The organism is Streptococcus milleri (assembly GCF_900636525.1).
Lineage (GTDB): Bacteria > Bacillota > Bacilli > Lactobacillales > Streptococcaceae > Streptococcus > Streptococcus hominis.
Window position 1 is genome coordinate 1,216,605 of the sequence record NZ_LR134288.1, and the last position, 15,302, is coordinate 1,231,906.

12 protein-coding genes and 1 CRISPR repeat array (1 of these 13 only partly in view) are annotated in these 15,302 nt (G+C 39.1%); of the genes, 2 read left to right on the forward strand and 10 right to left on the reverse strand.

Annotated features, from left to right (window positions below; genetic code table 11):
• Position 1: 1 nt before the first annotated feature.
• The 4 genes from EL087_RS05930 to EL087_RS05945 form a co-directional block, all read right to left on the reverse strand.
• Complete coding sequence (locus tag EL087_RS05930) at positions 2 to 322, reverse strand: PTS sugar transporter subunit IIB (protein WP_003023895.1); 321 nt, start codon at positions 320 to 322, stop codon at positions 2 to 4.
• A 20-nt stretch (positions 323 to 342) separates the two neighbouring features.
• Positions 343 to 666, reverse strand: a complete 324-nt coding sequence (locus EL087_RS05935; protein ID WP_003023891.1) for a PTS lactose/cellobiose transporter subunit IIA — start codon at positions 664 to 666, stop codon at positions 343 to 345.
• 249 nt (positions 667 to 915) lie between these two features.
• A complete protein-coding gene (locus EL087_RS05940) occupies positions 916 to 1,878 on the reverse strand; it encodes a sugar-binding transcriptional regulator (RefSeq protein WP_003041417.1) in 963 nt (320 codons plus the stop codon).
• Between the two features lie 18 nt (positions 1,879 to 1,896).
• The gene (locus EL087_RS05945; RefSeq protein WP_003028982.1) at positions 1,897 to 2,640 is read right to left on the reverse strand and encodes a DeoR/GlpR family DNA-binding transcription regulator; all 744 of its coding nucleotides are present in this window, start codon (positions 2,638 to 2,640) and stop codon (positions 1,897 to 1,899) included.
• 132 nt (positions 2,641 to 2,772) lie between these two features.
• Between EL087_RS05945 and EL087_RS05950 the strand changes: the two genes are divergently transcribed.
• Entirely contained in the window at positions 2,773 to 3,549 is a 777-nt protein-coding gene (locus tag EL087_RS05950; RefSeq protein ID WP_003023885.1) for a glycyl-radical enzyme activating protein, read from the forward strand.
• A 32-nt stretch (positions 3,550 to 3,581) separates the two neighbouring features.
• Here the strand turns inward: EL087_RS05950 and EL087_RS05955 are convergent, their stop codons facing one another.
• From EL087_RS05955 to EL087_RS05970, 4 genes are all read right to left on the reverse strand, one after another.
• A complete protein-coding gene (locus tag EL087_RS05955; RefSeq protein WP_126407447.1) occupies positions 3,582 to 4,031 on the reverse strand; it encodes an Rrf2 family transcriptional regulator in 450 nt (149 codons plus the stop codon).
• Between the two features lie 65 nt (positions 4,032 to 4,096).
• On the reverse strand, positions 4,097 to 4,933 hold the full coding sequence (locus tag EL087_RS05960; RefSeq protein ID WP_126407449.1) for a metallophosphoesterase family protein: 837 nt from the start codon (positions 4,931 to 4,933) through the stop codon (positions 4,097 to 4,099).
• 91 nt (positions 4,934 to 5,024) lie between these two features.
• Entirely contained in the window at positions 5,025 to 8,390 is a 3,366-nt protein-coding gene (locus EL087_RS05965; RefSeq protein ID WP_126407451.1) for an ABC transporter permease, read from the reverse strand.
• Between the two features lie 14 nt (positions 8,391 to 8,404).
• Positions 8,405 to 9,106: an ABC transporter ATP-binding protein gene (locus EL087_RS05970; protein ID WP_049507924.1), complete on the reverse strand. Its 702-nt coding sequence runs from the start codon at positions 9,104 to 9,106 to the stop codon at positions 8,405 to 8,407.
• A 133-nt stretch (positions 9,107 to 9,239) separates the two neighbouring features.
• Between EL087_RS05970 and EL087_RS05975 the strand changes: the two genes are divergently transcribed.
• Positions 9,240 to 9,794, forward strand: a complete 555-nt coding sequence (locus EL087_RS05975) for a TetR/AcrR family transcriptional regulator (RefSeq protein ID WP_022526291.1) — start codon at positions 9,240 to 9,242, stop codon at positions 9,792 to 9,794.
• 188 nt (positions 9,795 to 9,982) lie between these two features.
• Here EL087_RS05975 and thrS read toward each other — a convergent pair whose 3' ends face one another.
• Together thrS and EL087_RS05985 are read right to left on the reverse strand one after the other, a co-directional pair.
• Positions 9,983 to 11,935, reverse strand: coding sequence for a threonine--tRNA ligase (gene thrS, locus EL087_RS05980; RefSeq protein ID WP_126407453.1), 1,953 nt, complete (start codon positions 11,933 to 11,935; stop codon positions 9,983 to 9,985).
• Positions 11,928 to 12,569 (reverse strand): hypothetical protein, encoded by a 642-nt coding sequence (locus tag EL087_RS05985; protein ID WP_003032482.1) that lies wholly within the window; start codon positions 12,567 to 12,569, stop codon positions 11,928 to 11,930. Before EL087_RS05985 ends, thrS begins: the two co-directional genes overlap by 8 nt.
• Positions 12,570 to 12,860: 291 nt before the next feature.
• Positions 12,861 to 15,302: direct repeats of the CRISPR family, unit length 36 nt; unit sequence GTTTTGGAACCATTCGAAACAGCACAGCTCTAAAAC; it runs 37 nt beyond the window's last position.

Here is a 15,302-nt window from a genome sequence, read left to right on the forward strand (position 1 = left end):
ACTAAGCTCCTTGTTTTTGTTCCAAAAGCCCCAAAGCGAGATTCAATACTTTTTTACCATCTAGCATGCCATAATCCGCCATTGGAATGACCGCAATTGGAATATGGTTCTCTTCGCAAATGGCAGCTGACTTATCCAAAGTATAAGCTACTTGTGGTCCTAACAAAGCAACATCCAAGTTTGGTGCATAATCTGCTAACTTGGCCTGAGAATAAGCATCAATCTCAACCTCTAAACCAGCTTCTTTCGCAGCTATTTTCATATTATTGACCAACATTCCTGTTGAAAAACCTGCTGCACAAAACAACCCAATTTTAATCATATCTTCATCCTCCTGATGATTTATTTTTTCACTTGTAATTCTTTTCTCAAGTCAATGATTTCCTTGATAAGATTAATTTCTGTAATACTGGTCATCAAATGATCCTGAGAGTGGACAAACAAAGCTGTAATTTCTGTCTTTGTTCCCCCCGCTTCCTGTGCCAAAAACTCCGTTTGAAGATTATGAGCTTCTAATAATGCCTGATCTGCCAATTCTAGATACTCATTACACTTTTCAAACTCACCATTTTTTGCTAATGACAAAGCTTGGTAAATATGCTGTTTGGCATCCCCAGCATGCAAGATTAACCCCATAATGATTTGATCAGCTACAATCACTTCCATATTTAACGTTACTCCTATTTTTATTTACAAAATATATCTTTCTTTTATTTGAAAGCGTTTTATTTTTGTTTGTAACTCAAATTTATCATCTTTCTCTTATTCCGTCAATATATCACTGAACAAATTCTCTTTTTTTATATTTATCGCACATTTGTGCTTATAGAGTAAAATAAAAAGGGTCAGAATCATTATTCTTGACCTTTTGAAAATAAAATAATGAGGAAAAGGAGAATTGCTATAAACTACTAATTAATTAACTGCACTATTATCCAATTCCAACACTTTTAAAATAGTTGCTTCATCTGTAACTAAATGGTTGACATACCCAGCACGTAAAACCGCCAAAATAGCGGCAGCTTTTTGACGACCATAGGCGAAAGCCAGACTGTGAGGAACTGTTTTTAAATAATCTAAAGAAATAGCAACTGTTCGATTTTGCAACTGTTCATCAACCAACTCACCATTTTCATCAAAAAAGCGGCAACAAATTTCTCCGACAGCTCCTTCATTTTCCACTGTACGAAAATCTTCAGCCGTCAGCATATCCAACCACTGCCGATTCTTTTCATCCACTTGTCCGCCAATACCAACAACAACCACATCTAGTTCTTGCCAACTTCTTTTTAAGTCCTCAAAATATTTAGAAGATAAAATTCCTTTTGCTAAGATCTCGTCTTCCTGTATAATCGTCGCATTCATAAAGCGACAATCCCCATGGTATTTATTAGCCATACTGTAAATGAGGGTATTAACATGATAACGAGCATGAATATGGCTAGGTCCGCCAGCCAATGGAAAAAAATGCACATTATTCAAGTGCCGACTGCCCGAGTGTTCTACCAAGAGACTAAGACTCTTTCCCCATGAAAATCCAACTTTAGCATTGTCATCAATCATCCCCCGAAGCATTCCTGCCGCTGATTGAGCTAACCGCTGCTCCAAATCAGAAGGTGAATCATCCACTTGATTTGCTACGATTTCAAGTCCTTTTAACCCATACTTCTCTTTCACTACATTTTCTAAATGAAACAAACGCGTATCAAAGGCTTCAATCTCGATTTTGACAATGCCTTCCTTTTTAGCTTCAGCCAGCATACGACTCACAGTTGTCCGATAAATCCCTGTCTCTGCTGCAATTTCTGCCTGACTTTTCTCCTCTACATAATAAAGATAAGCAATCTTAGCTAATAGCCTTTTTCTTTCACTTTTCATCTTATCTCCCTCTACTTATCAGACTAGAGTCAATTTGATATTGGCTGCTTTTAGGCGTTGAACCGCGGCTGTCGGAATAGCTTGATCGGTTACCACCTGCGAAACCTGTTTCAAACCAAAGCGCTTGACAGTCCCTCTTTTATCAAATTTACTCGAATCTGTTAACACAATCATTTTATCAGATGCTTCCGACATATATTGCACCACTTCGCTACGCATTAAATCCTTACCTGTAAAACCAAGCTCTTCATCATAGCCATCAGTCCCTACAAAAGCATGTTCTACATGGAAAAATTGAATCATTTCCTTAAGCAAAGGACCGACCGTAACTTGCGAATCGTTCTGAAATTCACCGCCTAGCAAGATAATCTTGCAAGAATCTACTTTTCTCACATAGTCTGCGATAAAATAAGAATTTGTAATAATTTTCACATTCTTCTTAGTACGACAGATTTCTTCAGCTAACAGAGCACAAGTTGAACCAGATTCAATGATAATCGTTTCATTGTCTGCAACAATTTTTGCCGCTTCTTGTGCTATCTTTCGCTTGGTATCATAATGAAAAGAAAGCCGGACATTCAGGTCATCACCACTATTTAAGACCGCATAACCGTGCTCCCGATGAAGTAAGCCTTTCATTTCCAGCTTATCCAAGTCTTTCCGAATCGTAACTTTAGAGACTTTTAATTTATCAGATAAAGTATTAACATCAATTTTTTCAAACTCTGAAACGAGCTTAACGATTTCATCTAAACGTTCCATTTTATTCACCTCATTCTTTATTTTAACAGAATTTAAGGAATAAATAAAATAAAAAATAGTTTCATTCGTAATTGTTTTTCTTTCGTTTGTTTGATATAATAAAAGAAAATAAGCAAGAAAAGAGTGTACATCATGAGTGCAGAAAAAGGAATCATTTTTAATATTCAACATTTTAGTATTCACGACGGACCAGGAATTCGGACAACTGTTTTTCTAAAAGGCTGTCCCTTACGCTGTCCTTGGTGTGCCAATCCAGAATCTCAGAAATTTAAACCTGAGCCCATGTTAGACGCTTCTAGCAAAAAGACTATCACCATGGGAGAGGAAAAAAGCGTTGAAGAGATTATCAAAGAAGTTCTCAAAGATAGAGAATTTTATGAAGAATCAGGTGGAGGCCTGACCTTGTCTGGCGGAGAAATCTTTGCCCAATTTGAATTTGCCAAAGCAATCCTTAAAGCTGCCAAAGAAAAAGGTATCCATACAGCGATTGAAACGACAGCCTTTGTAGATCATAACAAATTCGTTGATTTGCTCCAGTATGTAGATTTTATCTATACTGACTTAAAACATTACAACACCATCAATCACCGCAAAGTCACAGGGGTCAAAAATGAACTAATTATCAAAAATATTCATTATGCTTTTTCTCAACAAAAAACCATTGTCCTGCGTATTCCTGTTATCCCTAGCTTTAATGACTCTCTAGAAGATGCCGAACAATTTGCTATTTTATTTAAAAAATTATCTATTGACCAAGTACAACTCTTACCTTTTCATCAATTCGGTGAAAATAAATATAAATTACTAAAACGTTCTTATGAAATGGAAAATGTGCAAGCTCTACATCCGGAAGACCTCTATGATTATCAGCAAGTTTTTCTTGATTATGAAATCAACTGTTATTTTTAGCTCCTCTTTTTCTCCAAAAAACAATCCATTTCTTACGAAATGGATTGTTTTTTTATCTTTTCTTGGGCAGATGCAACGACATCTGCAAGGCTGGTTTTACTCAGTTCTTTTTCCATTGCTACTTGAATTTCTGATAATTTATCATCTAAAACGAAATGAATATTTCTGCCAATGGGACAAGACGGATTGGGATGCTCATGAAAGCTAAAGAGTTGTCCCGATTTGCCTAGGCATTCTACTGCTTGATAGACATCCAAGAGGGTAATGTCTTTTAAATCTTTCATAATGACAGCTCCGCCCGTTCCACGCGCAACGGAAATCAAGCCTGCGCTTTTCAACTGTGATAATGTCTTGCGAATAATGACAGGATTTACTCCAACGCTATCAGCTAAAAAATCACTAGTTACCTTATGTTCTTGACATTCTAGTGCTATAACAGTCAACATGTGCGTAGCAATGGTAAAACGACTCGAAATTTGCATGTAAAACTCCTTTCATTTGCTGATTCTATTACTAGTATACTTCATTTACGTTGTAACTTCAAGTGTTACTTCTCAAAAAACTCCTTGAGATGTGCAACATAATCTTCTCGCTCACTAATTGCCCGAAGTAAATCATGGTTATGCGTATGATGAATTCCATTGACCAGACTTTCGTAATACACTTCATAATAAGGCAACTTCAATGTTCTCGCCAGTTCCAATTCTTTGTTTACGTCATAAGCGACTCGCCTAAAGTCAACATCTGCTAAGCCTTGTTCATCAATTTTTAAAATAGCATACTGAGCTCGCAGATCCTTTCGCAAACAAGCATCTAGAAAGAAAGGCTGACCGATAGAGCCTGGATTGATAATCATCTGTCCACCCGTCGCATAACGAAGAAATTGTTGATGAATATGACCATAAATGGCAATTGCACAATGATTTCCTTCAAACAGGCGATCAAAGTTCTCTTGTTGACCAATGTGAATCAACTCTCGGCCCCAATTTTTATCTGGCAAATGATGAGTCACAGCGATTTCTAAATCGCCAACTTTTGTCAAAAGCTGCAAAGGCAATTCATGCAGTCGGTTCAGTTCTTCAGGCGTGACTTCTTCCAAAAGATACTGGCACAAACAAATCATATAGAGATGACTAGGGCGACTGATATCTAATTTCCCATGAAGGGCATTCCAAATGCTATCCTCCCAATTTCCCCGCACTTGGAGACTGATTGGCAAAGTAGCCATTAAGTCAAGAATCTTCCTTCGCCCCGTTCCCGGCGCCAACAAATCTCCCAAAAACCAGTAATCGGTCACCTGTTCCTTTTTGGCATCTGCTAACACAGCTTCTAAAGCTGTCGTATTCCCATGAATATCTGATAATAAAGCAATTTTTCGTTTCATTGTATCGTTTCGTCTGTCCTTTATAAAAATATTATAACAAACCAAGAAAAAACTTCCACTCCCAAGTTTGAGTGAAAGTTTTACTGCCTCATCAATCTACTGATTTCAATGCTTCCAACATGTCAATGCGTCTCAATATTGCATTGACCATAAAGCCTAAGACAATCAAAATCATGATGATAGAAAAGACTGGCACAAGATATACAAACACCGATACGGTCGGATTGAGGAGAAAGGCATCTGGAGCAATCGTCTCTAAAAGGGAGCGATGTAAGATATTCCCCAAAAACAAGCCTACGATAATACCAATAACAGACAAAAGAATGGTCTCTCGATAAATATAAAGCGTGACTTCTTTATTATGAAATCCCAATACTTTAATCGTTGATAATTCTCGAATCCGCTCTGCAACATTGATATTCATCAAGTTATAAAGAATCACAATGGCTAGTAAAATAGAGGCAAAGGTTAAAATCTGCATTACAAAGCCAAGAGATTTGACAATGACATCAATTTGTTCCAAAATGCCTGTATTTTGTACGACTGCTCGCACACCTGTTAATTTCATGAAGGCTGCTGCGGTATCCTGTATATTTTTACTAGAGGAATCTTTCAATTTTATCAGATAAGCATTTTCTTGGAATTTGCGAGCAAATACCGTTTGATAATAGTCCTGATTCATAAATATAAAATGCCCTGCATACATTTCAGCGATACCAGAAACTTTGATTTTATAGCGTTTTCCTTCGTCGGATTTCAGCTCAAAGGCATCTCCAACAGAGACATGCATAATGGTTGCTAATTTCTGAGAAATGACTGCTCCATGCGAAGACAAGTTCAAGCTCGCTTTGCTTTGACTATCATATAACTCTATGAAATGATGAAAATCCTTGCCTGTTGTCACAAATAATGCGAGAGATTGTTCATCTTTTGCTCCTTTAATTTTTTTGGTAAATGTTTCTTGATAAATACCGTGCTTTTTAGCTATTTTTTTATCTGCTAATAAATGATTGATTGCTGCTTGCTCGTCTGATTTGAGATGCTGTTTTTGCGAAATAACAGCATCATATTTGATAATTTCTCCATACTGCCGATTTCCTATACCTTCCATGGAAGAAGACATCCCCAGACCGGCAAATAAGAGAGCGACGGAGCCTGCCACACCAAAAATGGTCATCAACATTCTTTGCTTGTAACGAAAGATATTTCGAGCTGTCACTTTTTGCGTAAAGCTGAGTCGACGCCAAATGAAGTCAATCCGCTCTAGCAAGATTTTTGAGCCTTTGGTAGGTGCCTTAGGCAACAATAATTGAGATGGTTTTTCTTTCAACTCTTTGTGAGCAATATAAAGGGCTGGTACAACACCACACAAGACCGAGCACACGAAAGCAATGAGACTAATTCCCCAATAAAAGTCTAACCGCAATGCTGGATAAGTGGAGGTTTTAAAAATCGTTTTCCCTAAGATGTAGGGTAAGAAATAAGTACCTAACAAACTTCCTATTACTGTACCTAGCAAGCTTGAAACCAAGCCATAGATGACAAATTTCTTAACGACATCTTGGTTCCGATAACCCAAAGCTTTTAAAACACCTGCATTTGTGCGTTCTTCGCTGACAAAACGTGTCATTGTCGTTACCGTTACAAGGGCAGCTACCAGATATAGTACAATCGGGAAAGCATTCCCTACAGCTGAGATTCCATAAGCACGATTCCCCGTTGTTGTGTACTCGTCAGCTCCTGGAAATGTCCGACGTGTATACACGCGGTAGGTTGGTACAGACAAGCCAGCTACTTCATCTTTTGCCTTTTGAATGTCTGCTTGCCCATTTTTTATTTTTGTTTCAGCATCTTTCTTTTGCTTTTCGTATTCAGTTTTTTTATCGTTCAATGTTGCCTGAACTTGGTTCAATTGCGTCTGACCATCTGCGATTTGTTGTTTTGCTTGCGCCAATTGGGTTTGACCTGCTTGGTATTCGACTTGTTTATTTCTTAAGGTTGCCTGACCACTTTGATATTGAGCCAAGCCTGCATCATATTCAGCTTGTTTCGCATTCAATGCCTCAGCTGTAGATTGGTATTGGGCAAGTCCTGCTTGATAAAGCGCTTCTTGGCTTTTGTACTGTTCCAGTCCAGTTTGAAATTCAGCCTGCTTTTTCTCCAGTTCTGCACGATCAAGATTTAATTTTGCTTCTTCTTGTGCTAGTTGAGTTTGTACTGCCACAATTTCAGGCACTGTTGCTGGATCAATTCCTTGCGCTTGCAACGCAGCTATCTTTACCTGCAAATCAGCTTTTGCAGCCGCAAGTTGCGTTTGACCTTTTTCTAATTCGGCCTGTGCTGCAGCCAATGTAGCTTGAGCATTTGTTCCATTTTCTTTTGCAGCAGACAATTGACTAGCTGCCTGATCTAATTGGGTTTTCGTTTGGTTCAATTGTGCCCAACCTGAAGACAGTTGAGCGGCGGCTGTATCTAATTTTTCTTTCGAGCTTGCTAAAGTTTGTTCAGCCTGTGCAATTTGAGCAGCTCCTTGCGCAAGTAAGCTTTCTTTTTCAGTTATCTGACCTTGAGCAAGCTCTAAATCTGCTCTTTTTTGATCAATTCGATCCTGCGCAACCGTTAGTTGCTGCCTGGCATCTGTCAATGCTTGTTGAGAAGTTCGAATGTTTGCTTCTCCGTCCGCAATTTTTGTCTGCGCTTGATTTTTTATCTCTGATAAACGATTTTTTCCATTATCAGCCAGTAGCTTTTCTAACTCATTTTCATGTTGCTTTATCTTTTTCCGATAGGAATCTCCAAAAGAATTGAGTGTTTTTAAATCATCATACCTCAAACGAGCAACTGTATAGACTGAACTTTGAAATGTTTTTGGCGTCACTACTGCATAAGCAGACAAGGTACCACTCCCTGAGTTAGAATTCCCAAGAGAAATGGTTGACGCCAATTCACTTGAATTGACGAACCCTGTCACCGTAAAGGTATGTTGCTTCAAAGCATAATCATTGGTTCCTTCCTCGTTTAAAGTAATGCTATCACCAATCTTGTATTTTCCTTGATAAAAACTAGCCAAAGCCACTTGATTTTCCTTGCTTGGAAAATAACCCGAAACAAGCTTGAACTTAGAAATATTAGTTGTCTTAGAAAAAACTCGAACAGAAGTTGAGCTATCCCCAATCACCGTATCTGTAAAATAACCATATTCTACATGTGCATTTGAGATGGTATTCAGTTCTTTTTGGTCAGCTTTGCTGATACCATAGTCTGACATCACTGCCAAATCCATCATTTTCATCTGTGAAAGATAACGATTGGCTGAGTTTTCAATATCTGGACTGGCTGCTTTCAGTCCCACTAGCGTAAAAGAACCTAACATCATCAAAAACATAATGGACAGAAAGCGTCCTTTGGATTGATGAAAAGAGAGCCAGATGTCCTTATTTAGAATGGATTTTTTCATATCACCACTCCTTGCTAATACTCTAGACTTGCAATGTCTTGAGGATGTTCATTCAAAGTGACGGACTGAATCCGTGCATCGTGCATGCGAATCACGCGGTCTGCGATTGGAGCCAATGCACCATTATGAGTTACAATAATCACTGTTGCTCCCTGTTTGCGTGACATATCTTGAAGAATTTGCAGCACTTGCTTACCTGTTTTATAGTCCAGCGCGCCTGTTGGTTCATCACAAAGCAAAATTTTGGGATTTTTTGCCACGGCACGCGCAATGGAAACCCGTTGCTGCTCGCCACCAGACAATTGAGCAGGAAAATTATGCAGCCGATTTCCCAAACCAACTGCTGCTAGTGCCTCTGCTGCATCCTGTGCATCTTGAACAATTTCTGAAGCTAGCTCAACATTTTCTAACGCCGTCAGATTGGGAACTAAATTATAAAATTGAAAGACGAAACCAACATCATTTCTCCGATAGTCCGTCAACTGGTGAGCGTTGTAATGTGCTATATTTTGCCCATCAATCAGGACATCTCCCTCGTCATTGCTGTCCATTCCACCAAGAATATTCAGAATCGTTGATTTTCCAGCACCAGAAGCTCCAAGAATGATGACCAATTCTCCTTTTTCGATGTCAAAAGAGATATCATTGTTGGCAATAATTTCTGTGTCTCCCATTTGATATCGTTTGTAACTATGCTTCATTTCAATATAAGCCATCGTCTTTTCCTCTTTCAGTTTCCATGTCCAATTAAATAAACAAGCTGTTGATTAGATCCTATCTTTATTATAAAATAGACTTAACATAAAGGCAATCATCAATTATCAACAGAGTGTTCATTTAAGGAGTGTTATGGTACAAAATCGACAAACAGCAACCAAGCAGCATATCAGAGAAGCCCTCATTCAGCTCTTGTTAGAAGAAAAATTTGAAACAATTTCCGTTAGTAAACTCTGTCAACGAGCAGGTATCAACCGTGGAACTTTTTATCTTCACTATCTTGATAAATTCGACCTAATTGAAACACTAAAAGAAGAAATTATTACCCAATTACGTAAAAATTTTGAAGAAACGACAAACACGCGCGACCTACTCATTGCCAATCTAAGCTATCTCCAACAAAACCATGACCTGATTTATGCCGTTTCTCAAAGTCATTACCTCAATTTCCGTGAAACAATCCGTGAATTTATGCTTAGTATTTTAACGAATGATCAGCACAAACTTCAAACCGAACACTTTTTAAAAGAAAATTTCCCCATTTCTGAAAAATATGCACTTGAAGTTTTTCTATCTAGCATAGAGGGCATTATCTCACTCTGGATTTCAAGCGGTACTAAAGAAACGCCTGAAGAAATGACGAATATGATTTTACAAACCTTTGATTACGATGCTTGGCGATTGTAAACTAAAAAACTCTATTTCTATAAAAGGGATTTCCTCAATTAGAAATAGAGTTTTTGATATACATTTTTTCTAAAGCTCAAAAATTGAAAGGTTGTAAAATGAGACGACAGCATACAGGATATGATGTTCTATTGCATATCTTTATAACCAGTCATGTCATCATTGCAACCTATCATCTACTTTTTAGCTTAGTTGTCCTTATCATCTATGCGTGATTTTCTAGCAATATCAGCCAAAATATGGTCTACAAATTCTGCAATTGTTTCTGTATGAGTTTGTTTGCTGCCATAACGACGGACATTCACCGTACCATCTGCTTGTTCCTTGTCCCCTACAATCAATTGATAAGGAACTTTATGTGTTTGACTTTGACGAATCTTGTATTGCATTTTTTCATTGCGTTCATCGACATCCACACGGACACCACGATTGCGCAGTTCTTTCGCTACTTTCCAAGCGTAATCAGCATGCGCTTCATTAGAAATTGGAATGACCGTCACTTGATGAGGTGCCAACCAAGTTGGGAACGCACCTTTGTAAGTTTCAATCAAGTAAGCAATAAAGCGTTCCATCGTAGACACAATACCACGGTGAATCATGACTGGACGATGCTCTTCACCGTCTGCTCCGATATAATGAAGATCAAAACGTTCTGGTAGCAAGAAGTCCAATTGAATAGTGGAAAGAGTTTCTTCATTTCCAAGAGCTGTTTTTACTTGAACATCCAACTTAGGACCGTAGAAAGCAGCTTCGCCTTCTGCCTCAAAATAGTCCAAACCTAAATCATCCATTGCTCCTTTTAGCATGCGTTGAGCATTTTCCCACATTTCATCATTATCAAAATATTTATGCTTGTCATTCGGGTCACGATAAGACAGACGGAAACGATAATCTGTGATATTAAAGTCTTTGTAAACATCAATCATCAAATCCAGCACATGTTTAAATTCTTCTTGAATTTGCTCTGGCATGACAAATAAGTGAGAATCATTCAGCGTCATTTCACGAACACGTTGGAGTCCTGAGAGCGCACCTGATTTTTCAAAACGGTGCATCATACCAAGTTCTGCAATACGAATTGGCAGCTCACGATAAGAATGCACATGGTTTTTATAGACCTCAATATGGTGTGGGCAATTCATTGGACGAAGAACAAATTGTTCACCGTCTCCCATATCCATTGGCGGGAACATATCTTCTTGGTAATGTTCCCAGTGACCAGAAGTTTTGTATAAATCCACACTTGCAAGCGGTGGCGTATACACGTGTTGGTAGCCGTCATTGACCTCACGGTCTGTAATATAGCGCTCTACGATACGACGAATAGTCGCACCATCTGGAAGCCAGAATGGAAGACCTTGCCCAACCTCAGGAGAAATCATGAAAAGATCCAACTCTTTACCGAGCTTACGGTGATCACGTTCCTTGGCTTCTTCACGCATTTGAAGATAGTTTTTTAGGTCTTTCTTATCAAACCAAGCTGTTCCATAAATCCGTTGCATCATAGCATTGTCACTGTTCCCACGCCAGTAAGCACCCGCTACATTTAACAAATGGAAAATTTGAATACGTCCAGTTGACGGGACATGAGGTCCACGACAGAGATCCACATATTCACCTTGACGGTAGATTGTCAAACCACCTTCATCTTCTGAATGCTCCTCAATCAATTCCAACTTGTAAGGATCATTCTTGAAAATTTCTCGTGCTTGATCTTTTGTCACTTCTTCGCGAATTGACGGGAAATTCTCCTTGACAATCTTCTTCATTTCTTCTTCGATACGAGGCAAGTCTTCGTTGGAAATTTGTCCTGCGGTATTGTCTGTATCATAGTAAAATCCGTCCTGAATAGCTGGACCGACACCCAAGTGAATGTCTGGGAAGAGACGACGAGCAGCTTGGGCAAAGAGATGAGCAGCCGAATGGCGCAAGATAGGCAGGGCGTCTTCATGGTCAGGTGTGACAATTTCGATGCTACCATCTTCTGTGATAGGGCGAGTGGTATCTATGAGTTTGCCGTTGAATTTACCAGCCAAGGCTTTCTTTGCCAAGGAATTGCTGATAGATTGGGCAATGTCAAAAGTCGTGCTGCCTGATTCATATTCACGAACAGCGCCATCTGGGAAAGTAATCTTAATCATAGTTTTCTCCTTTAATATCTATTTTATTTGTATTGGGCAATTTTAAGAGCCGAGCAATCTCTTCAGCGGTCTCCTTTTCCGATCGACTTCCGTCTGTCATGAGGCTAGGATAGCCTAATTTTTTTGCTTCCTTCCGCACCATTTGGGCAAAAAGAATGTCCCGCTGCATCCAGTTTTCAAAAGCTTGCTCAGGATTGGATGTGTCCTCTAAAACATAGGGAACCCATTCTCTCTGCCGATAATGCTTTGTCTGAAAATCAGCTGTCGGAGTCAAGCATAGATAGGAAACCGCTGGTTCTTCAAGACTTTTTACCAGGTGAGGCAGAAGCCCTGCTCCCTCCAGTAAGAGTGGTTTATCTTGATTATTTAGCAAGTAAGATGTCACATAAGGAAAAATCTCCTCATAAAAACACCATTCTTCACCTGCCATCTCCTCTGGATGTCTCAGCCAGATTTGATCCGGACTTCTGTCCTGTCTCAGAAGGGAAATCGGCTTTGCGTTCGCTCTTGCTTGATCCATCATCTGGTCTGTCAAATCATCTAACTTGATATGAAGCAGCCCATACTGCTGAGTAAGAAGGGAGGCAATTGTTGACTTCCCACTGCAAGGCGATCCACCAATCATATAGAGCATAACTCTTCCTCCTTCCGACAAAATAAAAAGCGGCAATCCTAAAAGGACGTCGCAACGTGGTTCCACCTTCATTCATGTACAACAAAAAAGTTTGTTGACACCTCTGATTGGCTCTAACGTAGCCACCGTTTTATGTTTGCATAAAAATAAATCGAGTAGTCCCAGCTACATCCTCTGCGTGATTCCCAGCTCCACACGCTCTCTGAAAGATTTCCTGTAGGTGATATGTCTCTAAAAAGTATTATAACACGATTGGAAAAATTTGCAAGCCCTATGATTAAAATGTATTGTGTTTTGGAACCATTCGAAACAGCACAGCTCTAAAACCTTGACTGTCAGTCGAATCGCTCCTTTGAAGTTTTGGAACCATTCGAAACAGCACAGCTCTAAAACTCATCTACAGATAGACCTTCCAGTGGTAAGGTTTTGGAACCATTCGAAACAGCACAGCTCTAAAACGATAAGGGTCTAGAGCTGTTCCGACATCACGTTTTGGAACCATTCGAAACAGCACAGCTCTAAAACATAATTTGTAAATTTAGCGACTGTCTCAAAGTTTTGGAACCATTCGAAACAGCACAGCTCTAAAACCTTGAAGTCCTTGATTTAATTGAAAGTTTCGTTTTGGAACCATTCGAAACAGCACAGCTCTAAAACACAATTTTTAGATAGGCGTCTGCAAAATAGGTTTTGGAACCATTCGAAACAGCACAGCTCTAAAACGTCTAGTTGCTCGAAATATGAGTATATAGCGTTTTGGAACCATTCGAAACAGCACAGCTCTAAAACATTCTAGTCGTTATTATTCCAAGCTATTTTGTTTTGGAACCATTCGAAACAGCACAGCTCTAAAACTCCGAAAGAGGAATCAGCAGACATTTTCGTGTTTTGGAACCATTCGAAACAGCACAGCTCTAAAACTTCATTCACCTTCATCACTTCTAAAAAAGTGGTTTTGGAACCATTCGAAACAGCACAGCTCTAAAACTATTCTTAGCTAGCAACAAGTCTAACTGTAGTTTTGGAACCATTCGAAACAGCACAGCTCTAAAACACGTTGAGTGACAAGAGCTTGCCTGTCGCTGTTTTGGAACCATTCGAAACAGCACAGCTCTAAAACAACCTATGTGGTGGCTTTAAAAACAGGTGAGTTTTGGAACCATTCGAAACAGCACAGCTCTAAAACATCTAAAAATTGTCGGCGTGGAACTTAAAGGTTTTGGAACCATTCGAAACAGCACAGCTCTAAAACTACCAGAAATAGGTGACTTTATCCCCTTGCGTTTTGGAACCATTCGAAACAGCACAGCTCTAAAACCTTTACTCGTTCGGAACTTGAAGAATTGAAGTTTTGGAACCATTCGAAACAGCACAGCTCTAAAACTCAGGAAGCATTTCTTTGCCATCCACCAGTGTTTTGGAACCATTCGAAACAGCACAGCTCTAAAACTTACCATCTAACGGATTAAAACGAATCCACGTTTTGGAACCATTCGAAACAGCACAGCTCTAAAACTCGCTACCTTGACGATTTAACAACTCAAGAGTTTTGGAACCATTCGAAACAGCACAGCTCTAAAACCCAATTGTTCTCAATTCTAAGTGAACCTGCGTTTTGGAACCATTCGAAACAGCACAGCTCTAAAACACTATTTTTAAATTTAACAGTATTGAAAATGTTTTGGAACCATTCGAAACAGCACAGCTCTAAAACTATGAATGAATTTCAGCTGGAAATCGCTAAGTTTTGGAACCATTCGAAACAGCACAGCTCTAAAACTGTTATTTCCTTTTCTATATCAATCAAAATGTTTTGGAACCATTCGAAACAGCACAGCTCTAAAACGATTCATGCTCTAAGTCGTCAGAATTTCCAGTTTTGGAACCATTCGAAACAGCACAGCTCTAAAACAATAGACCTTTTTGCGTCATATATATTCCTGTTTTGGAACCATTCGAAACAGCACAGCTCTAAAACGTCATTCCGCAGTTTGTGGCGGAGTGGATAGTTTTGGAACCATTCGAAACAGCACAGCTCTAAAACTTCTTGATTTTATCAATAATCAATTCTTTCGTTTTGGAACCATTCGAAACAGCACAGCTCTAAAACCTTGTTGAGTTAGCAGCTTAAGCAAGTGAGGTTTTGGAACCATTCGAAACAGCACAGCTCTAAAACTAACGTGCCTTCTAAGAGGCGTTTTGCAATGTTTTGGAACCATTCGAAACAGCACAGCTCTAAAACAACATTGCCAGAGAATTTGAAAATATTGACGTTTTGGAACCATTCGAAACAGCACAGCTCTAAAACTACCCCTCAACAATCAAACGAATTTCATTTGTTTTGGAACCATTCGAAACAGCACAGCTCTAAAACTGAAAAGGGGCTACACAAACCAACATGAAAGTTTTGGAACCATTCGAAACAGCACAGCTCTAAAACTTTGTTCGTGATCCATATCCCTCAACAATCGTTTTGGAACCATTCGAAACAGCACAGCTCTAAAACTCGGCATGGCCGTCTTCGCCAACTTCGACGGTTTTGGAACCATTCGAAACAGCACAGCTCTAAAACTAGCTTTTTTGATTCAAAAGAGTGAGAAAAGTTTTGGAACCATTCGAAACAGCACAGCTCTAAAACATGGGCGATATATTTGACAAACGTTTTATTGTTTTGGAACCATTCGAAACAGCACAGCTCTAAAACATTACCTTTTTCTAGGAGGGCTACGAGAT